General features: G+C 39.1%; 26 protein-coding genes. 22 read left to right on the plus strand and 4 right to left on the minus strand.

The window, feature by feature from the left end:
- The first annotated feature begins 16 nt into the window (after positions 1 to 16).
- The 16 genes from purH (at position 17) to rplS (ending at position 14,119) form a co-directional block, all read left to right on the plus strand.
- The gene (purH, locus tag EIH20_RS02015; RefSeq protein WP_124057694.1) at positions 17 to 1,612 is read left to right on the plus strand and encodes a bifunctional phosphoribosylaminoimidazolecarboxamide formyltransferase/IMP cyclohydrolase; all 1,596 of its coding nucleotides are present in this window, start codon (positions 17 to 19) and stop codon (positions 1,610 to 1,612) included.
- Positions 1,613 to 1,628: 16 nt separating this feature from the next.
- Positions 1,629 to 2,915, plus strand: a complete 1,287-nt coding sequence (gene purD / locus EIH20_RS02020) for a phosphoribosylamine--glycine ligase (protein WP_124057695.1) — start codon at positions 1,629 to 1,631, stop codon at positions 2,913 to 2,915.
- Complete coding sequence (gene purE / locus EIH20_RS02025; protein WP_124057696.1) at positions 2,916 to 3,410, plus strand: 5-(carboxyamino)imidazole ribonucleotide mutase; 495 nt, start codon at positions 2,916 to 2,918, stop codon at positions 3,408 to 3,410.
- Entirely contained in the window at positions 3,391 to 4,557 is a 1,167-nt protein-coding gene (purK, locus tag EIH20_RS02030; RefSeq protein WP_241152362.1) for a 5-(carboxyamino)imidazole ribonucleotide synthase, read from the plus strand. The genes purE and purK overlap by 20 nt, the downstream gene beginning before the upstream one ends.
- Positions 4,558 to 4,760: 203 nt before the next feature.
- On the plus strand, positions 4,761 to 5,123 hold the full coding sequence (locus EIH20_RS02035) for a metal-dependent transcriptional regulator (RefSeq protein WP_124057698.1): 363 nt from the start codon (positions 4,761 to 4,763) through the stop codon (positions 5,121 to 5,123).
- A gap of 18 nt (positions 5,124 to 5,141) precedes the next feature.
- On the plus strand, positions 5,142 to 5,465 hold the full coding sequence (ylxM, locus tag EIH20_RS02040) for a YlxM family DNA-binding protein (protein ID WP_124057699.1): 324 nt from the start codon (positions 5,142 to 5,144) through the stop codon (positions 5,463 to 5,465).
- A gap of 12 nt (positions 5,466 to 5,477) precedes the next feature.
- Positions 5,478 to 6,941 (plus strand): signal recognition particle protein, encoded by a 1,464-nt coding sequence (gene ffh / locus EIH20_RS02045; RefSeq protein ID WP_124057700.1) that lies wholly within the window; start codon positions 5,478 to 5,480, stop codon positions 6,939 to 6,941.
- 89 nt (positions 6,942 to 7,030) lie between these two features.
- Complete coding sequence (locus tag EIH20_RS02050) at positions 7,031 to 7,741, plus strand: DUF937 domain-containing protein (protein WP_124057701.1); 711 nt, start codon at positions 7,031 to 7,033, stop codon at positions 7,739 to 7,741.
- Positions 7,742 to 7,875: 134 nt separating this feature from the next.
- Positions 7,876 to 8,628: a DeoR/GlpR family DNA-binding transcription regulator gene (locus tag EIH20_RS02055; protein ID WP_124057702.1), complete on the plus strand. Its 753-nt coding sequence runs from the start codon at positions 7,876 to 7,878 to the stop codon at positions 8,626 to 8,628.
- Positions 8,625 to 9,554: a 1-phosphofructokinase gene (gene pfkB / locus EIH20_RS02060; RefSeq protein WP_124057703.1), complete on the plus strand. Its 930-nt coding sequence runs from the start codon at positions 8,625 to 8,627 to the stop codon at positions 9,552 to 9,554. Before EIH20_RS02055 ends, pfkB begins: the two co-directional genes overlap by 4 nt.
- A 10-nt stretch (positions 9,555 to 9,564) precedes the next feature.
- Positions 9,565 to 11,517 carry a PTS fructose transporter subunit IIABC gene (locus EIH20_RS02065; protein ID WP_124057704.1) on the plus strand — a complete coding sequence of 651 codons (1,953 nt, stop codon included), beginning with the start codon at positions 9,565 to 9,567 and terminating at the stop codon, positions 11,515 to 11,517.
- Positions 11,518 to 11,690: 173 nt separating this feature from the next.
- On the plus strand, positions 11,691 to 11,963 hold the full coding sequence (rpsP, locus tag EIH20_RS02070; protein ID WP_124057705.1) for a 30S ribosomal protein S16: 273 nt from the start codon (positions 11,691 to 11,693) through the stop codon (positions 11,961 to 11,963).
- Positions 11,964 to 12,008: 45 nt separating this feature from the next.
- Positions 12,009 to 12,269 (plus strand): KH domain-containing protein, encoded by a 261-nt coding sequence (locus tag EIH20_RS02075; protein WP_124057706.1) that lies wholly within the window; start codon positions 12,009 to 12,011, stop codon positions 12,267 to 12,269.
- Between the two features lie 88 nt (positions 12,270 to 12,357).
- Positions 12,358 to 12,885: a ribosome maturation factor RimM gene (gene rimM, locus EIH20_RS02080; protein ID WP_124057707.1), complete on the plus strand. Its 528-nt coding sequence runs from the start codon at positions 12,358 to 12,360 to the stop codon at positions 12,883 to 12,885.
- Positions 12,875 to 13,606, plus strand: a complete 732-nt coding sequence (gene trmD / locus EIH20_RS02085; RefSeq protein ID WP_124057708.1) for a tRNA (guanosine(37)-N1)-methyltransferase TrmD — start codon at positions 12,875 to 12,877, stop codon at positions 13,604 to 13,606. Before rimM ends, trmD begins: the two co-directional genes overlap by 11 nt.
- Before the next feature lie 165 nt (positions 13,607 to 13,771).
- On the plus strand, positions 13,772 to 14,119 hold the full coding sequence (gene rplS / locus EIH20_RS02090) for a 50S ribosomal protein L19 (RefSeq protein ID WP_124057709.1): 348 nt from the start codon (positions 13,772 to 13,774) through the stop codon (positions 14,117 to 14,119).
- 122 nt (positions 14,120 to 14,241) lie between these two features.
- Here rplS and EIH20_RS02095 read toward each other — a convergent pair whose 3' ends face one another.
- On the minus strand, positions 14,242 to 14,445 hold the full coding sequence (locus EIH20_RS02095) for a hypothetical protein (protein WP_124057710.1): 204 nt from the start codon (positions 14,443 to 14,445) through the stop codon (positions 14,242 to 14,244).
- 277 nt (positions 14,446 to 14,722) lie between these two features.
- On the opposite strand from EIH20_RS02095, the gene EIH20_RS02100 reads away from it, so the two are divergent.
- Positions 14,723 to 15,604: a DMT family transporter gene (locus EIH20_RS02100; protein WP_124057711.1), complete on the plus strand. Its 882-nt coding sequence runs from the start codon at positions 14,723 to 14,725 to the stop codon at positions 15,602 to 15,604.
- Positions 15,605 to 15,735: 131 nt separating this feature from the next.
- Here EIH20_RS02100 and EIH20_RS02105 read toward each other — a convergent pair whose 3' ends face one another.
- Positions 15,736 to 16,374 carry a TlpA family protein disulfide reductase gene (locus tag EIH20_RS02105; RefSeq protein ID WP_124057712.1) on the minus strand — a complete coding sequence of 213 codons (639 nt, stop codon included), beginning with the start codon at positions 16,372 to 16,374 and terminating at the stop codon, positions 15,736 to 15,738.
- Positions 16,375 to 16,386: 12 nt separating this feature from the next.
- Positions 16,387 to 17,028: a cytochrome c biogenesis CcdA family protein gene (locus EIH20_RS02110; protein WP_124057713.1), complete on the minus strand. Its 642-nt coding sequence runs from the start codon at positions 17,026 to 17,028 to the stop codon at positions 16,387 to 16,389.
- 139 nt (positions 17,029 to 17,167) lie between these two features.
- Here EIH20_RS02110 and EIH20_RS02115 point away from each other — a divergent pair, with 139 nt between their 5' ends.
- The 3 genes from EIH20_RS02115 to EIH20_RS02125 are packed head-to-tail and all read left to right on the plus strand — an operon-like array spanning position 17,168 to position 19,676.
- Positions 17,168 to 17,890, plus strand: a complete 723-nt coding sequence (locus EIH20_RS02115) for a metal ABC transporter ATP-binding protein (protein WP_124057714.1) — start codon at positions 17,168 to 17,170, stop codon at positions 17,888 to 17,890.
- The gene (locus EIH20_RS02120) at positions 17,887 to 18,726 is read left to right on the plus strand and encodes a metal ABC transporter permease (RefSeq protein ID WP_124057715.1); all 840 of its coding nucleotides are present in this window, start codon (positions 17,887 to 17,889) and stop codon (positions 18,724 to 18,726) included. The genes EIH20_RS02115 and EIH20_RS02120 overlap by 4 nt, the downstream gene beginning before the upstream one ends.
- Before the next feature lie 26 nt (positions 18,727 to 18,752).
- Positions 18,753 to 19,676: a metal ABC transporter substrate-binding lipoprotein gene (locus EIH20_RS02125; protein WP_420894249.1), complete on the plus strand. Its 924-nt coding sequence runs from the start codon at positions 18,753 to 18,755 to the stop codon at positions 19,674 to 19,676.
- Between the two features lie 181 nt (positions 19,677 to 19,857).
- On the opposite strand, the gene EIH20_RS02130 is transcribed toward EIH20_RS02125, so the two are convergent.
- Positions 19,858 to 21,753 (minus strand): fructose-1,6-bisphosphatase, encoded by a 1,896-nt coding sequence (locus EIH20_RS02130; RefSeq protein ID WP_124057717.1) that lies wholly within the window; start codon positions 21,751 to 21,753, stop codon positions 19,858 to 19,860.
- 214 nt (positions 21,754 to 21,967) lie between these two features.
- On the opposite strand from EIH20_RS02130, the gene EIH20_RS02135 reads away from it, so the two are divergent.
- Positions 21,968 to 22,408 carry a hypothetical protein gene (locus tag EIH20_RS02135; protein WP_124057718.1) on the plus strand — a complete coding sequence of 147 codons (441 nt, stop codon included), beginning with the start codon at positions 21,968 to 21,970 and terminating at the stop codon, positions 22,406 to 22,408.
- A 26-nt stretch (positions 22,409 to 22,434) separates the two neighbouring features.
- Entirely contained in the window at positions 22,435 to 23,352 is a 918-nt protein-coding gene (locus tag EIH20_RS02140) for a YitT family protein (RefSeq protein ID WP_124057719.1), read from the plus strand.
- Positions 23,353 to 23,618: the final 266 nt, after the last annotated feature.

The raw sequence follows: 23,618 nt of genomic DNA on the forward strand, positions 1-23,618 counted from the left end.
GAAAGGTTGTGTTTAAGTGAATTCTCCAAAATATGCCTTAATTAGTGTCTCCGATAAAAGTGGAATTCAAGAGCTAGCCTATGCTTTGATTAAGCAAGGTATTCATTTGATTTCAACAGGAGGAACCTATCGGGTTTTAGAAGAGGCGGGCTTGCCAGTTCAATCTGTTGATTCAGTCACTGGTTTTCCAGAAATGATGGATGGTCGGGTCAAAACGCTTCATCCCAAAATTCATGGGGGATTATTGGGTTTGCGCGATAATGCCAACCATATGGCGGCCATGAAAAAGCATGAAATTCAACCGATTGATTATGTCATTGTAAACCTATATCCGTTTAAGGAGACCATTCTTAAACCGGAAGCGAGTTTAGCAGATGCCATCGAGAACATTGATATCGGTGGACCGTCAATGCTACGATCGGCTGCCAAAAATTATCAGTCGGTGACAGTCGTTACGGATCCTCGTGATTATCCAACTTTAATCGATCAATTAAATCAAAAAGGCAAGACCAGTTTAGCTTTTCGTCAATATTTAGCTCGAAAAGTCTATCAGCTTACGGCTCAATATGATGCTATGATTAGCCAATATCTATTAGGTCAAGAAGCAACGGCCGAAGATTTCACTGCCTATGATTGGTCCCATAAAACTTTAGCCTATTCTGATAGTCAGGCTTTACGGTATGGTGAGAATAGTCATCAACAAGCTACGTTCTATACCAGTATTTTTGCTCCAGCCTATTCATTAGCTAAAGCGAATCAGTTAAATGGTAAAGAACTTTCCTATAATAATATTAAAGATGCTGATGCGGCGATGAAGATTGCTCAAGAATTCTCTGATCCATGTGCGGTGGCAGTAAAACATATGAATCCATGTGGTGTGGCTGTAGGCTCAAATATTGAACAAGCTTTCGACCGTTGTTTCCAAGCTGATCCCGTGTCGATTTATGGGGGTATAGTTGTAGTCAACCGACCAGTGACACTAGAACTAGCGCAAAAGATGGCTGGGATTTTCTTAGAAATTATTATTGCACCAGAGTTTGAAGCGGAGGCATTGACTTTACTACAGAGTAAGAAAAACCTACGCTTATTAACTGTTGACTTTACTTCATCAAATGGCGAACAGGAAGACTGCGTATCAGTAGCGGGCGGTTTATTAGTCCAAAGTGCCGATGTTTCAAATGAACTAGAGGCGCATCAATTAGACCATGTACCATCATCGTGGGAAGTAATGACTGAAGCTGTCCCTAGTCAAGCGGAGTTAAGGGCCATGAACTTTGGTATGAAAGTATGTAAATATGTTAAATCCAATGCTATTGTTATTTGTAATGAATATATGACTTTAGGTATTGGTGCTGGTCAAATGAACCGCGTAGGTTCAGCTAAAATTGCGATTGATGCGGCATTGGCTAAGGATGAGTCGTTACGTCAGACCATGGTCATGGCCAGTGATGCCTTCCTTCCAATGGCTGATACAGCAGAACTAGCTCATGAAGCCAAAATTGATGCGATTGCTCAACCAGGTGGTTCTGTTCGTGATCAAGAGTCGATTGATTTTGCTAATCAACATGGAATGCGAATGATGAAAACGCACATTCGGCACTTCCGTCATTAAGAGGAGTGGACTTACTATGAAAAAAGTAATGGTCATTGGTTCAGGAGGTCGGGAACATGCTCTTGCTTTGGCTTTTGCCAAGAGTGACAGTGTCGACCAAGTCTTTGTTGTACCCGGTAATCCTGGCATGGAATTAATTAAAGAAGGATATTTTTCTAAAATTAGCTGTCAATCTTTAGACATGCTTGATTTTGCTAGCCTCGTTCAATTTGCTAAAAGTCAAGACGTAGCCTATACCTTTGTCGGACCAGAAGTTCCTTTAAGTCAAGGTATCGTGGATTATTTTCGTTTTGAAGGTTTAGATATCGTGGGTCCTAGACAAAAAGCGGCTCAATTAGAAGGCTCTAAAGCCTTTGCTAAGGGATTAATGGATCGAGCAGGGGTACCAACTGCTCGCTATCAAGCCTTTCAAGCTCAAGAATATCACCAAGCTTTAGCTTATTTATATGAACAAGATTTACCGATTGTTATTAAACAAGATGGTTTGGCTGCAGGTAAGGGTGTTATTATTGCTGAAAGTTTAGAAGTGGCTGAATCTACTTTGCAGTCGATGATGCAAGAAGGCCAGTCATCAGTCGTTATTGAAGAATTCCTGACTGGCGAAGAGTTTTCTTTCTTTGCATTAGTCAATGAAGAGCAAATCATCCCAGTTGGGGTAGCTCAAGACTTTAAACGAGCTTACGATAATGATCAAGGCTTGAATACCGGTGGAATGGGGGCTTATTCTCCAGTTTCGTGGGTTGATTCAACCTTGAAAGAACAAGTCATCAATCAAGTGCTTCAACCATTATTAAAACAGATGGTGGCTGAAGACGTAGCCTATACCGGCGTTTTATATGCAGGTTTGATGCAAACGGCCAAGGGTCCTAAAGTTATTGAATTTAATGCACGTTTTGGTGATCCAGAGACCCAAATTTTATTACCTTTAATAGATACACCTTTTGACCAATTAATCGAAGCCCACTTGGCAAAAGCGGATCTTGACGTTAAATTATCAACAGATGCTTGCCTAGGTGTTGTCTTGGCTGCCCAAGGGTATCCAGGTTCTTATGAAAAAGGTATGGCCATCGAATTACCGACTGATTTTCCTCAACATCAAGTGTGTTTTGCCGGCGTTACTCAAGTCAATGGAAAACTGGTCACTAATGGAGGCCGAATTTTAATGATTACTTCACGTCAAGCTGACTTAGAAGCGTGTCGCCAAGAAGTATATAGCTTGCTAGAACAAGTCAAGGTAGATAAAAGCTTCTATCGAAAGGATATTGGCCTTAAAGCGGTGCAAAGATTGAAAGGAGACCACTAAATGACTCAAGCAAAAGTAGCCGTTGTGATGGGGAGCCAATCGGATTGGCAACAGATGCAAGGGTGTTGTCAGATGCTCGACCAACTTCAAGTGACCTATCAAAAAGCCGTAGTGTCTGCTCATCGCATGCCCGATGAAATGTTCCATTTTGCTGAATCTGCACGGGATAAAGGCATAGAAGTTATCATTGCTGCTGCTGGTGGAGCAGCTCACTTACCAGGAATGATTGCGGCTAAAACGACTTTGCCAGTGATTGGTGTTCCTATCAAAAGTTCAACTTTAAATGGGATTGATTCTTTATTATCGATTGTCCAAATGCCGGGTGGGGTGCCAGTAGCAACCATGGCTATTGGACCAGCTGGTGCTAAGAATGCAGCTCTGACAGCTGCTCGGATTTTAGCTTTACATGATTCACAAATTGAGGCTAATCTTGAAGCTTACCGTCAAGAACAAAATCAACTAGCAAAAGAAAGTAGTGATCAACTTGGCATATAAACAATTGTTACCTGGAGCGAGTATCGGGATCATTGGCGCTGGACAATTAGGTAAAATGTTAGCTCAATCAGCCCAAAAGATGGGTTATCGTGTGGTTACATTTGATCCTAATCCTCAGGCTTGTGCTTTTTCTGTTTCTCACGACCATGTTTGTGCCAGTTTTGATGATCGCCAAGCTCTTTTAGACTTTGCTGGGCAAGTCGATGTGGTCACTTATGAATTTGAAAACATTAACGGGCCCTTGTTAGCTGAATTAGCTGATAAAGCCTATCTACCTCAAGGGACTCAGTTGCTTTTAACTGCCCAACATCGTATTAAAGAGAAAGAATGGTTAGCTTCTATTGGAGCACCGGTGGTTGATTTTCGTTTAGTATCTGATTTTACTCAACTGGAAGAGGCCGTAGCTAGTTTGGGCTTACCAGCTATTTTAAAAACGACCCGCTTAGGTTATGACGGTAAAGGGCAAATGAAGTTACAAAGCCAAACTGATCTACTAGAAAAACGGGCTGAGCTGGATGAGTTATTGCAAGCCGAATGTATTCTTGAAGCCTTTAGTCCCTTTGATTATGAAGTTTCGGTAATGGTTGCCCGCGACGTGTACGGAAACTGTGAGTGTTTCCCTGTTTCACAAAACCAACATGAAGCGGGAGTGTTGGCTTGTGGGCTAGCTCCTGCACCGATCGCCGGTGAGATGGCTCAAAAAGCCCAGGAAGTTGCTAAGATGATTGCTCAGGCAAGTCAATTAATTGGTGTTCTTGGAATCGAGTTCTTTGTTGAAGGCGATCGAATAGTCGTCAACGAACTAGCACCAAGACCTCATAATACGGGCCATTACACCATGGAAGCGTGTAATGTATCCCAATACGATCAACATATTTTAGCCATTACTGGACGTCCACTTGTTCCGGTAAAACTCTTAAGTCCGTCCTTAATGGTGAATATTATGGGGCAACATATGCCACAATTAGCGACGACAATGGATCAATTTCCTCAAGCTGTCTTTCATTTATACAATAAAGGACAGGCTAAATTTCAGCGTAAAATGGGTCACTTCACCATTTTGGCTGATCAAGTGGAGAAACTTCAAAATCTCCGTGATGAATCACCATTCTTAAAAGATTGGTCACAAAAATACTATTCCAAATAATTAATTCTATAAGAATGAATGACTACTACCGAATCCTATCTCTTTCCTGAAGTTTACTTCATAGACTAGGGTATTCGGTAGTTTTTTATTTTGGAAAACAAGGGATTGTTCAGGCTAATGGGTCTCTATCAAAGATAATTTGTTAAGTGACCATAAACATGCTAAAATAAGGCGTATGTATCTTAGCCAATGAGGTGATAGGGATGTCACAAAGTAGAGAAGATTATGTTAAATTTATCTATGAAACCGGTCTAGAAGAGACTGTTGCTAATAAAGTGATTGCAAATGGGCTTAAAGTGGCTCCGCCATCAGTGAGTGAGATGCTGTCGAAGCTAGCTCTAGAACAGTTAGTCGAATATAAACCTTATCATGGGGCCAAATTAACTGACAAAGGCTTAATAATGGCTAAAGATTTATTGAGACGTCATGAAATTTGGGAATACTTTCTAGAAAAGAAATTGGGCTATCAAGCTGATCAAGTGCATGAATTAGCTGAAGTCCTCGAACACTCAACGCCGAGCGAATTGGCTGACCGAATTGCCACATATATTGAATATCCTGGTTAATAAGAGAGGAGGACCAACATGTCATTAGCAAAATTTATTCGCATGAACCAATTGTTGGCCTTCTATCAAAGCTTACTGACGGACAAACAGCAGACAATTTTGAGTCTTTATTATGAAGAAGATCAATCATTAGCCGAGATTGCTGAACAGTTTAATATAAGCCGACAGGCTGTTCACGATACCATTAAACGAACAGAGTTGGCATTAGAAGAGTATGAAGCAACTTTAGGTCTTTTAAACAAACAATTGCAAAGGCAAAAACTTTTGGATCAATTAAAACCCTTGTTAAATCATTCAGAACAAGAAAGCATTTGGCGTAAGCTAAAAGAAATGGACGAATAGGAGAATTAACGCATGGCATTTGAAGGATTATCAGATCGATTACAAGGTGCAATTAGCCAAGTCGGGGCTAGTGGTACAATTACAGAAGCCGACTTAAAACAAATGATGCGGGAAATTCGCTTAGCCTTACTCGAAGCCGATGTGAATTTCCAAGTAGTCAAAACTTTTGTTAAGAAAGTTAATGAACGGGCCTTGGGTTCGGACGTTTTAGCTTCTTTAACGCCAGCCCAACAAGTACTCAAAATAGTCGATGAAGAATTAACGGCCTTAATGGGTGGTGAACAAGTACCGCTTAATTTTGCGACCAAACCGCCAACCATCATTATGATGGCCGGTTTACAAGGGGCTGGTAAAACGACCACGGTCGGTAAATTAGCTAAATATATCTATGAAGAACATAAAAAGAAACCATTATTAGTTGCAGGTGACGTGTATCGTCCAGCTGCCATTGATCAATTAAATACCATTGGTCAACAACTTGGTTTTGAAGTTTTTAGCCGTGGGACGCAAGCGAATCCAGTCGATATTGCAAAAGAAGCCGTTGATTATGCGCGTTTACATGGTCATGATTTAGTGATTATTGATACGGCTGGGCGACTTCATGTTGATGAAGTCTTGATGAATGAACTTAAGCAAATCAAGGCAGCTGTTCAGCCCGATGAAATTCTCTTAACGGTTGATGCAATGACCGGTCAAGATGCGGTCAATGTGGCACAAAGTTTTAATGAAGCTTTGTCCATTACTGGTGTCATTATGACCAAATTGGACGGCGATACTCGTGGCGGGGCCGCCCTATCTATTCGTTCTATAACCGATAAGCCAATCAAATTTACTGGTCAAGGTGAAAAATTAGATGCCCTAGAGCCATTCTATCCAGATCGAATGTCGTCAAGAATTCTTGGTATGGGCGACATGATGACCTTGATTGAGAAGGCTCAAAAGGATTTTGATGAAAAGAAAGCCCAAGAAGTCGCAGAAAAAATTAAAGCCAATAACTTTGATTTTAATGATTTCATTGAGCAATTAGATCAAATGAATAAGATGGGATCAATCAAAGATATCATCAAAATGATTCCAGGTATGAATAAAATCCAAGGAATCGATCAACTAAATGTTGATGAGAAAGATATGCGACGCGTTCGTGCGATCGTTCAGTCTATGACTCCTTATGAACGGGAGAACCCAGATGTTATTTCGCAAAATCGGCGCAAACGGATTGCAGCTGGTTGTGGGCAAACTCTGGCAGATGTCAACCGTATGATTAAACAATTTAATCAATCCCGCGATATGATGAGTCAAGTTTCTAATGGCAAAATGGGCGGTATGAAGAAATTGATGAATCAGATGAACCAGATGCAAGGTGGCGGTATGGGAAGCTTTAACGATACGGCTTTTCTAACGCCAGAGCAATTAGCCCAGCGCAATGAAGCTAAGAAATTACAACGAAAATTGAAGAAAATGAAGAAGAAACGCTAAGATAACTTGTTCATTTGTAAAGCATATAAATTGTAATAAAACTCTCTTGTCAGTATACTTTGGGTATATTGAAGAAGGGAGTTTTTTAGATGAACATTTTTGATAATTTCAATGGTTTAGTCGACTTATTACAAAACTCAGATTCAAATGATCTTGATGCTATTGCTAACCACACTGGCCTTGATAAAGGTAATGTAGGTAAAATTATGGGCTTAGCTTTGCCGCTTATCCTTGATGCTATTTCTAAGCGCAATCAAGATCCACAAGCCTTGAATAGCTTCTCTCAAGCCTTAGATCAACATACTGATGCTGGCCAAGTTTCAAGCTTGGGTGAATTAACTAATCAAGTTGATCCAGAAGACAGTGACAAAATGTTAGGTCATATCTTTGGCGAAAATAAAGGTTCAATCATTGATCAGATTGCTAATACCCTAGGAATTACACCAGCAGCTGTTAAGCGCGTTTTACTTTTATTAGCGCCAGTCGTTATTAAGATGATTGCTTCAAACAAAAAACAAAAAGGTTTAGATAACGATGGAGTTGCTCGTGAAGCTGATCAAATCAAAGATCAATTAAATGAAAAACTACAAAAAGCTCAAGATCCGAATGCAAGTATTAATGAAGGTGGCTTGTTAGGAAGTATTTTAGAAAGTATGTTAGGAACCGGTGGGACAACCAGTCTTAATCCGGGGCAAGCGGGCGGACAAGTACAGTCTCCTGTTCAACCGATTCCAAGTCAAGAAGCACCAACCAATACTAATCGTGGCTTGCTAGGTAAGATTTTAGACTTACTTAAATAAGATTTATTAGGGATCTCCAATTTAATGGAGGTTCTTTTTTTTTTTTTTTTTTGCATGTTTTTGAATGTTTTTGACCGTTTTATATTGAAACCGTTATGCATTTGCGTTATCATGACTAAAAAGGAGGGGTGAAAATGCTTACACCTGATCGCGAAGAATATATTTTACGCAAGCTCAACGAAGAAAGAACGGTTAAACTACAAGAGCTGATGGAAGAGATGAACGTTTCTGAATCTACTATCCGTCGAGATCTGTCCCAATTAGAGGAAAGAGGTTTGTTGACTCGAGTTCACGGCGGGGCGAAATTGAATTATCGTTTGGATTCTGAGCCAAGTTATGATGAAAAAGTCAGTCAAAATAATCAAGAAAAAATAATGATTGCGAAAAGAGCCGCAAGTTTCATCAAAAATGGTGAGGTCATATTTTTAGATGCTGGAACAACGACTCTGCGTCTCATTGATTTTCTTGAGCAAAAGCCAAGCATAGTTGTGACAAATGGTCTCCGACAAGCAGAAATATTGTCCAGGGCGGGCTACCATACCTTGTTACTTGGTGGAACAGTCAAACAAGGAACGCAAGCGATTGTCGGTAATATGGCCCAAGCTCAAATTCAACAGTATCGCTTTGATAAAGCCTTTCTTGGCATGAATGGGATCCATCCAGAACTTGGCTTAACGACAGCTGACGATGAAGAAGCGGCTATTAAACAAACAGCCTTGAAACATGCTAGTCGAGCTATCGTGCTAGTTGACCATACAAAATTCAATAAAGTGAACTTTTGTAAGGTAGGTAATTTAGATGAAGTCACCATTGTGACAGATCATTTGGATAATAAATTGAAGAAAGAATTTTCGCATTTTACCACATTACTGGAGGCTTTGGCATGATTTATACTATAACGTTCAATCCTGCAGTTGATGTTGTCTTGACTGGTCAACATTTTCAATTAGGACAGCTCAACCGATCAAGTCACGAAGGCTATGTAGCCGGTGGCAAGGGTATTAATATGTCTGTCTTGTTGAAACGCTTAGGCAAAGATTCTGTTGCAACAGGATTTCTAGCTGGTTTTACCGGTCAATTTATTGAATCAGAATTAAGAAAAGAAGGCGTTGAACCTGACTTTATTCAAATAGAAGGCATTACTCGCATAAATTGTAAATTGCATGCCGATACTGAAACGGAAATCAATGGGAATGGACCAGAGATAAGTCCGGAAAACTTTGATCGTTTTTATCAGTATTTTAATGAGCGGTTAGAAGCCGGGGACCTAGTTTTTTTGGCAGGTAATGCCGCACCGGGGATGGCAGCCGATGCCTATCAAAAAATAGCGGCTTTGTGCTGGCAAAGGCAAGCATATTTGATTTTAGATACAAATTTAGCTTTGTTGACCGCTTGTTTGCCACACCATCCATTTATTATTAAACCCAATCATCATGAATTAGGTGAGATTTTTGGGGTTGAAATCAAGGCAATCGACGAAATCATCTATTATGGTCGGGCTTTACAAGAGAAAGGTGCTCGACATGTACTGGTATCAAGAGGTGGACAAGGAGCAGTCTTAATCACCGAGGAGGGACTGATGTACCAGTCATCGGTCCCAACCGGTCAAGTACTTAATTCAGTCGGAGCGGGAGATTCCATGTTGGCTGGCTTCATGGCTAGTTACTTGGATACCAAAAATTTTGAAACAGCTTTACGCCGCGGAGCCGCCGCTGGTAGTGCGACGGCCTTCTCAGTAGGAATTGGTCAAGCTGATTTCATTCAGCAATTAGAAAATCAAATCAGTGTATCGGAAATTAAAGGAGAAAGATAGGAGTAAACCAATGAAATTATCTGAGTTGTTTGATGAGCAATTAATTGTGTTAAACTTGCCATCACTTAGTAAAAAGGAATGTCTGGGATATCTGGCTGATTACTTAGTTCAAGCAGGTCTCGTCAGTGATAAAGAGGCATATGTTGCAAAGTTAGAAGCTCGGGAAGAACAGTCAACGACTGGTGTAGGTGATCAAATCGCTATACCACATGCCCAAGACATGAGTATACAACGTGCAGCAATCGTCATGGGCCGTTCGACAAAGGGAATTGAGTGGCAGTCATTTGATGGACAACCAGCCCAATTAATTTTCATGATTGCTGCTCCTGCAGAAGGAGGACAACATTTGGAAGCTTTGGCTAACTTATCAAAAGTGTTGCTGAAACCTGAAGCAAAAAAAGCTTTGTTGAAGGCAGAAAATGGCGTGGACGTCCTTAACATTATTCGAGAGTTTGAAGAGGATGATAAGAGTGAAGAAACGACCGTCCAGGCGGTTACGCCTAGCGTTAGTGCAGAGAAAAAGCCGATTTATCTATTAGCTGTAACGGCTTGTCCAACGGGTATTGCTCATACCTTTATGGCCGAAGAAAAATTAAAACAAGCGGCACAAAAAGCAGGTTACCAGATTAAAGTAGAAACCAATGGTCAATCCGGTATCGGCAACCGGTTAACCCGAGAAGATATTGAAAAAGCTCATGCCATTATTGTTGCCGCTGATAAGCAAGTTGAAATGGCTCGTTTTGATGGGAAACCACTTATTATGACCAAGGTAGCGGATGGCATCAATAAAGCGGATGAACTTATCGAACGGGCTGCAACGGGTCAACCAGCCATTTATCATGCCAAATTAGATCAAGTGCTAGATCAAGATAAAAATGAAGAGGCAAGTCTTGGACGCCAGTTCTATAAACATCTGATGAATGGTATTTCTCATATGTTACCTTTCGTGGTAGCTGGTGGAATCTTGATCGCTTTATCTTTCTTCTGGGGTATTAAATCATTTGATCCAGCAGATAAGTCCTATAGTCCATTAGCTCAAAGTATCTTTACCATGGGTAAATTGAGCTTTACCATGATGCTGCCTATTCTGGCAGGCTATATTGGTCACTCTTTAGCTGACCGTCCTGGTTTAGTGATTGGTTTGATGGGCGGTATCTTTGCTAATCCAAGTGTCATCGCTGATTTTGGTGGCGGAGTAGGTATTTTTAAAGGTTCTGTGCCATCTGGCTTCCTAGGAGCTTTAGTGGCTGGTTTCTTAGCTGGAGGCATAGTTTATGTCTTAAAGAAAGCTTTTGCTTGGTTGCCAAAATCGCTAGAAGGATTGAAGCCAATCTTTATCTATCCTGTGCTTGGAGTATTAATCATGGGTAGCTTGATGCTCTTTGTTATCAATGGGCCGATGGGAGCAGTGATGAACGGTTTAACGCAAGGAATTAGCTCTATCCCGAGTGAATGGACCTTTGTCTTAGGTTTTGTCGTAGCAGCCATGATGTCAATTGATATGGGGGGGCCGATTAATAAAGCGGCCTATGTTAGTGGGACAGCTTTAGTAACAGCTGCCAACGGAGCTGGGTCAAATGTTATGGCAGCCGTTATGGTCGGCGGAATGGTGCCACCGCTTGCCATCGCTTTATCAGCCACACTTAAGAAAAATCTTTGGCCACAAGAGCAACGTAATAGTGCATTGGTCAATTATGTAATGGGTGCGGCCTTTATTACCGAAGGTGCCATCCCATTTGCTGCTTCTAATCCATTAAAAGTAATTCCTCCTTTAGCCTTTGGGTCAGGTGTTGCCGGTGCTTTAAGCATGGTCTTTGGTTGCGTAAGTTTAGTTCCTCACGGTGGAATCTTTGCTGTAGCGGCTAAGGGTGTCACTAACCCTTTAATGTTTGTGCTCGCTTGGTTAATTGGTGGATTAATGGGTGCAGGATTGCTAATTTTGACTATGCGTCATAAGGACTAAGTCTGCTAGGAAGGAGACTTATAACCTATTTATCTTGTTGTAGACCTAATGGATTCAATTAATTCACCGTCATTCACTAAAATTTTTAATTCTGTAAAGGAAAAAGGCTTTACACATAAATAAAGGCGTGGTATGATACTAACGTTGAAGAAATTGATGGAGGTGAATGATAAATGGCAGTAAAAATTCGTTTAAAACGGATGGGTTCTAAGAAAGCACCTTTCTACAGAATTGTAGTTGCAGATGCACGTTCTCCACGTGATGGACGTATCATCGAAAAAATTGGTACTTATAACCCATTAACTGAACCAGCTACTTTAGAAGTTGAAGAAACTTTAGCTTTAAAATGGTTAGCAAATGGTGCTCAACCATCTGATACTGTTCGTAACTTGTTATCAAGTAAAGGAATCATGAAGAAATTCCACGAAAGCAAATCAGCTAAATAAGTCCAATGATGTTGCAATAAGGTCTTTGAAATGAGGATGACTGTTATGCCAAATATCGAAGCTTTAATTAGAACCATTGTGGAACCTTTAATTATTCATTCAGAAGATTTGACGATTGAACAAGTTGAGTCAGACGAATTTATTGAATATCATTTACATCTTAATCCAGAAGACATTGGCCGTGTGATTGGTAAGAAAGGCCGCGTAGCTCGCGCTATTCGTACTATTATCTATTCTGTTCGTGTCAAAGGGCCTAAACGGGTTCGTCTTGTGATTGCAGATGAGAATGAAACAGTTGAAGACTAATTGAACCGAGCCTTTGCTCGGTTTTTTTGTAGTCTAGTGTGACTAGACTTGTTATACTAGGAATGATTATAAGAAAAGAGGGATGTAGATGACCTATTATCGCATTGGTAAAATCGTGAATACCTTTGGTATTAAAGGACAAGTAAAAGTTCTTGTGGATACTGACTTTGCAGAAGAACGTTTCCAGCCTGGTCAAACACTTTATATAGTCCAAGAAAATCAGTTGGTGGATCAAGTAACAGTAGACCAAGCTCAAGTTCATAAAGGAGCTTATTTGTTAAGTTTTGTTGGTTATCATAATATCAACTTAGTTGAAGCCTATAAGGGTATGTGGTTGGCGATTGATGAGACACAACAACACGAATTAGAGGAGGACGAGTTTTATCAACACCAGATTATTGGCTTGTCTGTGTTTGATGAAAATAATCGCTTATTGGGAACGATTAAAGATATCATTCAATTAGGTTCTAATGACGTCTGGGTTGTTAAAGCGGCTAAACCGAAGTGCAAAGATATCTTGTTACCTTATATTAGCCAGGTTGTCAAACAGGTTGATCTTGAAAATGGTCAAGTCCATGTCGAATTAATGGAAGGGTTAGTCGACGATGAAAATTGATGTTTTGACTTTATTCCCTGAAATGTTTGAACCGATGAATCATTCATTTATGAAACGCGCCCAAGAAAAGGACTTACTCTCTTTTGCAACTCATAATTTTCGCCAGTTTGCAGTTAATAAGCATGGACATGTGGATGATTATCCTTTCGGTGGTGGGGCAGGGATGCTTTTACAAGTTGAACCTATCGTTCGCATGTTGGAAGAGTTAGCACCTAGTCCCCAAACTGAAATTATTTTAGTTGACCCAACTGGCCAGCCTTTTGATCAAGCTATGGCTGAAGACTGGTCACAGAAAGACCACTTAATTTTTGTTTGCGGACATTATGAAGGCTTTGACGAACGAATCCGATCATATGTTACTAAAGAGGTTTCATTAGGAGACTTTGTCTTAACCAACGGGGAATTACCGGCAATGGTGATGATTGATGCGACCGTCCGTTTAATTCCTGAGGTGGTCGGTAATGCCGAATCCATCGTCCATGAATCTCATCAAAATAATCTTTTGGAACATCCTCAATATACAAGACCACGAATTTTTCGTGATCAAGAAGTTCCAGAAATATTATTTTCTGGCCACCATGAACGTATTCAGCGTTGGCAACGAAAAGAAGCCCTACGTAGAACTTTATTAAGACGGCCTGATTTGTTAGCCATGGCTCAGCTTACGCAAGAGGACCAAGCTTATTTAATTGAAATTAGGCAAGAAGAAGGTCTTAATTAATCTGGCGGACAGCAAATGAAAAATAATTTATCAAATCAAGTAAAAGACCTTTACATGTGATTTGATTTTGGTATAATATTTGAGTGGTCTAATAGACCCTAATTAACGATATTCCGCTGTATAGAAAGACTATGCATGAATGTTTGTTGGAAGGAGAAAGATAAAATGAGTAACGTTATTGACAAAATTACTTCAGTTCAATTACGCAACGATATCCCTGAATTCCGCCCTGGAGATACAGTTCGTGTTCACGCGTTAATCGTCGAAGGCGAACGTGAACGTGTTCAAATCTTTGAAGGATTAGTTATCAAACGTCGTGGCGCTGGAATCAGCGAAACTTACACTGTACGTAAGATTTCTAATGGTGTCGGTGTTGAACGTACTTTCCCAGTACACACTCCACGTGTGGCTAAGATCGAAGTGACTCGTAAAGGTCGCGTACGTCGTGCTAAACTTTACTACATCCGTAGCCTATCTGGTAAAGCGGCTCGTATTAAAGAACGCGGTAGATAATCAAATTAAAATAAGACTTACAAATGGCTCTAATGAGCTGTTTGTAAGTCTTTTTTTGTGTAGTTTTTGTGATTAAATTAATATTTTTGAATAAATAATCGTATGGGACAAATAAGTCGGCTTTATGCAAAATACTCCTGAGTAAAAGGTTCTAGGTAAATGACAATCTCCTCAGAATTTACCGTATACTCGATATATTTTACGATGAAGGTTGTTCCCAGTGAGCCATCTAATTTAATTAAGTCGTTCCTGTTGGGAATGTGGTGAATTTGAGTTTGCAAGGGCCCCCGACCATTATTAAAAATGAACTGTACTCTATATTTCATCTTATCACCTTCCATGTGCCCATTATAAAAAGAGAAAGAATATTTCACAAGCAATATACTTAAAGAAAATCAAAATCGGAAAATATTTACTAATCTTATTACAACGTTAATTTTCTATTTTATATTTGAACATTCGGTAGGTAAATTTAGATAATAGACTACTTATTTTTCCGATTATGCCTAACAAATATCAAATTCTTCACATTTAATGCATGAAAATTGTGAGCTAAATTTTTATTTACTATAATGAAATTAAGCATAATAAATGGAGGTATTTATGAAAAATAAAAATTTAATCGGTAAATTGGGACTCTTATTAACTGCGATTATTTGGGGATCGGGTTTTACCTTTTCTTCAATGGCTTTGCAGTATTTTACAACCTTTCAGGTGATTGCTTTACGTTTTACGATTGCCTTCTTTTTACTCTTATTAATGAATGCTGGTCGTCTTAAACAAATTTCTAAACAGGACTTTATAAAAGGTGTAACAATTGGTGGCATTCTTTTTTCTGCCTACTTCTTTCAAACCAAAGGTTTGGAATTTACGACAACTTCTAAAAACTCTTTCTTAACCGCTGTGAATGTCGTTTTAGTACCCTTTATTAGTTGGTTAGTTTTACGACAAAATTTATCTAAGAATGCTTTATTAGGGGCTTTGATTTCTTTAATTGGAATTGGCTTTACTTCGTTTGCTGGTGGAGCTGGTGAATTAGCGTTTAACTTTGGGGATGTTTTATCATTAGCTGGGGCAGTTTTCTTCGGTGCTCATATCTTCTATACCGATCATTATGGCGATGATATGGCAAATTGGGTGGTTATGCTCTTACAAATGGGAACGGCTGCCTTGTTAAGCTGGATAGCTGCCTTTATCTTTGGCGAAACCCATATGACTTTTACTGCCGAATCCTTGATGCCTATCCTTTATATTGGAATTATCTCAACTTTGGTGGGATATGGTTTACAAACAGCGGCTCAAAAATTTACCACCAGTGGAGAATCTGCTGTTATTTTATCAACTGAAGCCTTCTTTGGCATGTTGACTGCTGTAATTTTACTAGGGGAACCGGTGGTATTTACCATGGTTCTTGGGGGAATATTAATTTTCTGTGGAATTTTAGTTGTCGAACTTAAACCTCTTAAAGAAAAGCTCCCTCGTTAATTTTGTTAGATTTCATTTATACATAATAAACTGCTTTTCATGGTAGGAAAGAGCTTAATGCTTTTGTTAAATATTTAGAGGCCAAGTTTTAGGGAGTTTCCTTAAAGCTTGGCCTCATTCTTTTGTAACGTTTAGTTTGCTAGTAGTTTCTTTAGTTCAGCATCCATTGTTTCTGCTGTTAATTGTCCGCGATAGGCTGCTGTTACTTGCCCATCACGATTTACAAAGATTGTGGATGGTAGGACCATCGCACCATAGGCAACTTGATTCTCTTGTTGACGATCATAGTAGACTGGAAAGGTAAACTGGTGATCGTTGATGTATTTTTGAGCAACCTCTACGGTTTCACTGGGTTTTGACTCAGTAGCGTTTAACATAACAAAGTTAATTTGATTACCGTATTGATCAAAATAATCTTGAAATAAAGGCATTTCTTCTTGGCATGGTGGGCACCAAGAGGCCCAAAAGGAAATAACGAGTGGTTTATCTAATTGATCCTTTAGAGCATGTGATTTTCCTTTACTATCCCAAATACGAGTGTCTGGCAATTGATTTGCTTGTGCAGCTGTTTGGGTCGTTTCTAAGACTTGGTTCGTATCATTGGCTTGCGACTCTTGCGAGCTAGTTGACGAAGTCTTCGAAGTTTCATGAGAGGGAGTTTCCAAAATCGGGTTTGGTTGAGGACTATTTGGAGATAGTAACGGGTAGACTAAGGCGCTTCCAACTAAAATGAGACCTAGAGCTACAACTAAATACCATAATTTCTTCATGTGTTTCCTCCTTTAATTTAAAATACGAGCAAAATAGCCACTTATCAAAAAATAAGCAATCAGCATTAGAATAAGGCCAATCAAGCGGTTCGTAATATGTAGAAAACGCTGGTGACGTTTGAAAAGACCTATTAATTCATCGAGAATGAAACCTGATAAACAGAAGGGAAGGCCCAAGCCTAAACAGTAAATAAGTAAAAGCAAAGCTGCTTCAATTTGGTGAGACTTAAGGTGAGTCAGGCTAAAAACACTTGCTAAGTAGGGTCCAACACAAGGGGTCCAAGTCAGAGAAAATAACATTCCGACGATAAAGGGATGATTAGTTTTGAGTTGAGGATGAAAGAAGGGATGAATGTGATTAGCTAGTCGATGATCAGTCATTAAGTCAATGCCTATTAAAGCTAAAATTGCTGCAGCTAGATAGGTTAATAACTGGCGCTGAAGGAGGAAAAAACGGGCAAAGGTTTGAATCAAAAAGGCCATGCTTACAAAGACACTTGTGAAACCGAGGAAAAAGAGCAAAATAAGGCCAAGGGTGGGTCTTCTGTGTTTTGCACTAGATCCAATATATGTCAGGTAAAGCGGAACTAATGGTAAAACACAAGGGGAGAGAAAACTCATAATACCCTCAATAAAAACTAATAAATAGATCATTTTAACCTCCTTTGATTTGTATTTAAGTCTATTATGGCAAACCTTTTTTTATATTGAAAGAGAAAGAGGCTTGACAGGGTATGATTTTTAGGTTAACCTAACAACATAAATTAGACACACCTAAAAAGGAGAGTGAAATATGATTGAATGTCATGATGTAGGGATATCGTATCAAGGCCAGCCTGTTTTAAAGCATATTAATCTACAAATTAATGGGCCCACGATTACAGGCATTATTGGTCCAAATGGCGCGGGTAAGTCTTCGTTAATCAAGGCCATACTTAATTTAGTTGACCATAGTGGACGAATCGAAATAAAAGGGGGACGAAGAAAGGAATATTTAACAAATATTGGTTATGTTCAACAGAAAGCAGAGATTGATGAGACTTTTCCAATAACAGTGAAAGACTGTGTCGCTTTAGGAACCTATCCAAGTGTGGGCTTGTTTCATCGCTTAAATCCTCATAATTGGCAAGATGTCACGGAAGCTTTACAACTAGTAGAGATGCAGGATTATGCTCATCGGCAAATCAGTCACTTGTCGGGTGGTCAATTTCAGCGTGTATTATTGGCCCGTTGTTTAGTTCAACAGGCTGATTATATTATTTTAGATGAACCATTTGTGGGAATTGATTCAATTAGTGAATCGATTATGATGGACACTTTGAAAAAGCTGAAGAGCCAAGGTAAAACCATCCTTATTGTTCATCACGATTTAAGCAAGGTGAAAGCCTATTTTGATCACTTGATAATCTTAAATCATAAATTAATTGCATATGGTTTAACTGAGACGGTTTTTAATCAAAAGAATCTCATTCTAGCCTATGGTGAACAGATTATGGTTAAGGGGGATGTAGCATGATTCAACCGTTTATTGAAGGCTTGCAGAGTTTTCATTTTTTACAAAATGCATTTATCACAGCCGTAATTATTGGACTAGTTTCGGGGGTTATTGGTTGCTTTATAATCCTTCGGGGCATGTCATTAATGGGGGATGCCATTTCGCATGCCGTTCTCCCGGGTGTCGCCATCTCCTATATCTTAGGTTTAAATTTCTTTGTAGGTGCTATTGTTTTTGGTCTTTTGGCTTCCTTGTTAATAACATACATCAAAGGGAATAGTTTGATTAAGGGAGATACTGCTATTGGCATTATCTTTTCATCTTTCTTAGCCTTGGGCGTTATCCTGATTGGAGTAGCAAAATCCTCGACTGATTTATTTCATATTTTATTTGGCAATGTCTTAGCTGTCCAAGATACCGATTTGTGGATTACATTGGCGGTTTCTGGTCTAGTCTTGCTAGTGGTTTTCTTGTTTTTTAAAGAATTTTTGTTAACTTCTTTTGATCCAATCATGGCTAGAGCCTTAGGAATGAACGTTAGTTTTTATCACTATCTTCTCATGTTTCTTTTGACCCTTGTGGCAGTAACAGCTATGCAGAGTGTAGGTACGATATTAATCGTTGCAATGTTAATTACGCCAGCAGCAACAGCTTACCTTTATGCGAATAGCTTAAGATGGATGGTTATCCTAGCAGCAAGTTTAGGAACCCTCTATTCAATCTTAGGTCTGATGATTGGATACACTTATAATATTCCTGTCGGATCCTGTATTGTTCTCACGGCAACCTTTGGTTTTGCTATTAGTTTCTTTGTTTCTCCCAAACAACAACATTTAAGAAAGAGAGTGAATAATTAATGAGTAAATTATTGAAGAATAACTTAATGAAACTAGCCTTTATTATGTCTCTATTTTCAATTTTGGGCTTAGTTAGTTCAATAGATGTGGCTGACGCTGCCCCAAAAAACGACAAAATTAAAGTAGTTGTCACCAATTCAATTTTGGCTGATATAACCAAAAATATTGGTCAAGATAAAATCGATTTACATAGCATTGTGCCAGTGGGTCAAGATCCTCATGAATATGAGGTCCTTCCGGAAGATATTACCAAAACCAGTCAAGCGGATCTTATCTTTTATAATGGTATCAATCTTGAGACTGGAGGCAATGCTTGGTTTACTAAATTAGTCAAAAATGCTAATAAAAAAGCCAATAAAGATTATTTTGCTGCCAGCGATGGGATTGAGGTCATTTACCTTGAAGGAAAAAATGAGCAAGGCAAAGAAGATCCTCACGCCTGGTTAAATCTTGAGAATGGTATTATCTATGCTCGTAATATTGCTAAGCAATTAGGGGCTAAAGATCCCAAAAACAAAGCCTTTTACGAAAAAAATCTTGCTAACTATACGACTAAGTTGGCTAAACTGGATCAAGAGGCCAAGCGGAAATTTGACGCTATCCCACAAGAAAAGAAACTGATTGTAACGAGTGAAGGTTGCTTCAAATATTTTTCAAAAGCTTATCATATTCCATCAGCCTATATTTGGGAAATTAATACTGAAGAGGAGGGAACTCCCGATCAAATTAAAGATTTAGTCTTAAAATTAAAAAGTTCAAAAGTTCCAGCCTTATTTGTTGAATCCAGTGTAGATGATCGCCCGATGAAATCCATCGCTCAAGAAACAGGCTTACCGATTCATGCGAAGATATTTACTGACTCAGTTGCCGAGCCGGGTCAAGAGGGAGATTCCTATTATGCGATGATGAAATGGAACCTTGATAAAATCTATGAAGGCTTGTCTAAATAGATTAGATCGCACTAGTGAGGTACATAGAAAATAACACAACGATAAGTTAGAGTATTTTTATGAATTAAAAAATTCCCGCTCAATACCTTAAGGAATAGAGTCAAACAAAAAGATTAGACTTATTCAGTGGTATTTAGCGGGAATGTCTTTGTGTAAGCTAGGCTAAGAAAATTGAATATTTCTAGTTAAGTTGATATTTTGCTTTTAAACTTTCAGCTTGTTGACCTAATTGACGACCGATATCTGTATCTTTTACAGATGCTCGTTTGATACGTTTATGGACGATTTCCTGGGTAGGAATAATATCATAGTAATTTTGAATGGCGTCTTCTTTACTGGTAAAAGGATGGTGAGAAACGATATAAACTTCGTGAGAATTATCAACTAAAGTATAACCTGCGATACCAGTCACTTTCTGGTATGGGGTTGCTAAACCACCATCGATAACAATCATTTTACCATTCGCTTTGATCGGATTTTCACCGGTAATGGCTTTGACAGGGGTGTGACCGTTAATGATATAACCTTGGCCATCTAAGCCAAATTCTTGCATCAACTTTAAGCAGAAGGATTCATCATTACGTAATTTATAATAGGAATTTTGGGCTTCCTTATGAAGGGCTTTGTCAGTAGTAAAGTAACGTTCAAAAGTCTTCATATCTTTCTTACCGAAAAGCGATGAACCCTCGCCGCACCATAAGTACCACACTAAGTCGGTAGCTAGGTCATCATGGGTGAAAGGATCTGCATAAGCCGTTTGAATGGCTTGGGTATAGAAATCCATGAGTGCCTTACCCTTATAGCGCTGTCCATCAAACTCGAGTTCCATAAAGTCTCCTTCTGGTGTACAAGGTAAGCAACCGTGAAAGAGGAGATTATTATTATGGATCAGATAGAGGGAACCCTTTTCGACTAAAAAGTCGATATGTCGTTTTAACCGATCAGAACGTAAAAATTGATTGAATAAGTCAACCATGACTAATTCTTCACCAATCGATAATTCAAAGGGGTCATCCTCTTTTACGTTTTGGAAGCAACCATCAATTACAGGATAGTCGACACCATCAATATGTAGCGTTTGACGATCGTCTGTTAATTGGGTGAGTTGAAGGCGGTGATCCATTTTAAACTCTGGACGACGTTTAATGATATGACCTTCCAACTTAAACTGAATAATAGAGATAGCTTGATGCATTCGGTTAATTGAATCTTTTTCTTCTTGGGTCATGCTGTCGTCTACGCCGCGAGGAGCGAAGGCATCTAAAGGTTGATAGTGTTTGTGAGCAAATTTGGCTAAACGTGAAATGTTTATACCATAATCTTTCTCCAAAAGAGCTAAATGACCATAGCGCATAGTGATCCGCAAGACAGTTGCTAAACAAGCCATCGATCCAGACATGGCACCAATCCAGATTAAGTCATGATTACCTAATTGAAAGTCCATTGAAGGCATTTGCATCAAGGAATCAATAATGAGGTCTGGGTGAGGCCCACGGTCATAAATATCTCCTACTAGATGAAGATGGTCCACCACGAAGTGACGGATTAAATTAGCTAAGGTTACAGCGAAGTTTTCCGCTAAATCCAAATCGATAATCTTGGTGAAAATGGCTTGATAGTAATCGGCTTTCTTATTATCTTCGTCGTATTGATAAAGTAATTCTTCGAGTATATAAGCGTATTCACTAGGCATAGCCTTACGAACTTTGGAACGAGTATATTTACTAGAAACAAAACGGGTCAATTCAACCAAATGGGTCAGCAATGCTTGCCATTCTTCTTGTGATTTTTTAGCACCGACAATTTTGTCTTCTGGATAATAAATATTAAAACATAATTCTTTTTGTTCTTGTTCAGTTAACCGATCTTTAAATAGTGTGGCAATTTTTAGACGGATAATACCGGAACAGTTGCGTAAAATATGGTCAAAAGCTTCAAACTCCCCGTGAACGTCAGAAATAAAATGCTCAGTTGCTTTTGGTAATTGTTGGATAGCTTCTAAGTTGATGATTTCACTGAGATCGTTGAGCTTTTCTTGGTCTAAAGACGAGGTGATTATGGACTTTTTGATTTCCATAGCGACAGACTCCTTTGAATGTAGGTTGTATAATAAAATTAAACATTACGCGTCTACTATATCACAGTTGAGAAAATTTAAAAGAGAATTGTCTAGTTAAGTGAAAAATCTTTGCCTGAATAAGTGAACGATCTCCTTTTGTAATACGATTAACTCTGTTATACTTAATTAGAAAATAAAAAATTAGACAAGAAAGTTGCGAAGGAGAATCATTATGGCACTTGATAAAACAGTCTTTGAAGCCCTTTTGACCGAAAAGGAATTACCATTTGATTATACTCAGATTGAAGGTGGCCACCATCTTTATCGTTTCAAATTTAAAGCGTCTCAATCACGTGTTTTAATTGTTGAAGTCATTGTTCAGGAGACCGAGGAATCATTTGGTGATGCACAAATTATTTATCGCCATGTGCATATGATGTCTAACTTTAATAAGCAAGCAGCTGCTTTAGAATTAATCAATGAACTAAATGAGATGAAGACAGGCTACTATGCTTTGCATTTAGCGGGTGACGGTGAGATTTTCTTACGGAATTTGATGCGTGTGGGCCAAGATCCGCAACCACTATACGAAACCTTAGTAGTAGGCTCTGGAATTGCGCGTAGTCTCCAAGAACCATTAACGGCCCAATTGGGAGAATCCGCTCCCGTTTAATTTTATTTTGTTGAGAGGATGATCCTGTGTTTAATAAGTTTTTATCTGACCATGCTTGGGCTAATTATTTGTTACAAGGTATCGTAGTCATTATTGCTGCTTTTACCTTTGCGGTTTCTTTGAACCTTTTCTTTATTCCGGGCGATATTTACAGTGCTGGTGTGAGTGGGATGGCTCAACTATTAGCTTATTTCACGAAACAGACTGGTTTGCGTCATCTTTTATCAACAGGTAACTTGTATTTTCTTTTAAATTTACCCTTAATAGTGTTATCCTACTTCAAATTAGGCCGACACTTTACCATTATGACTTTAGTTGTCGTCACGGTTTCTTCCTTAGCTACCCATCTTATCCCTATCCAGGTTGTTTCTCCAAATCCTATTATGAATGCTATTGCAGGTGGGGTAATCTCTGGATTTGGTGTGGGTTTAACCATTAAATTTGGGATGTCCACTGGGGGTACTGATATTATTTCGTTAGTTGTTTCGAAAGCTACGGGAATAAATGTTGGTTTTTTATCTTTCTTAATTAATTTATTTGTAATTGCCGGAGCGGGCATTCTCTTTGGCTGGGAATATGCCTTATACACCATTGTTGCTATGTATGTGGCGTCTCGGATGATTGATGTGATTCATACGAATGAACAACGTCTCACTTGCTTTATTGTGACAAATAAGGAAGCCCAATTAGTCGATATGATTCATCAACGGCTAATTCGAGGAATTACGATATTAGATGGTGTTGGAGCCTATTCACGTGAGAAACGCCATGTCTTAATGGTAGTTGTTAACCGCTATGAACTCTATGATTTACAGCTCGCTGTTTCCGAAGTCGATCCCAACGCCTTTGTCAATATTATTCAATCGAGTAAAGTCTCAGGCCACTTCCTAACTAAAGAACAACAACGATTAGCTAGGGAACAACAACAAACAATCATGCTTTAATCTTTATTTAGTACAACCGTTCTTGACGTCCAATTTTTTAGGTTTATGATGAGTCAACGCACAAGGTTATAGGAACAATATAGAATACCCCCATGTCTTTGTCGGCCATTGAAGGCTGAGGAGAGACATGGTGGTTTTATTACAACGTAATAAAACCACCCGTTTTACGGGTGAGCTGCCAAGAGCTTTAGCGTTAAAAACTCCTTTCGATTATACTTAAATGTGGCTACCAACCGCATTAAGATCGAAAGGAGTTTTTCTATGTC

The organism is Vaginisenegalia massiliensis, assembly GCF_900604935.1.
GTDB lineage: Bacteria > Bacillota > Bacilli > Lactobacillales > Aerococcaceae > Vaginisenegalia > Vaginisenegalia massiliensis.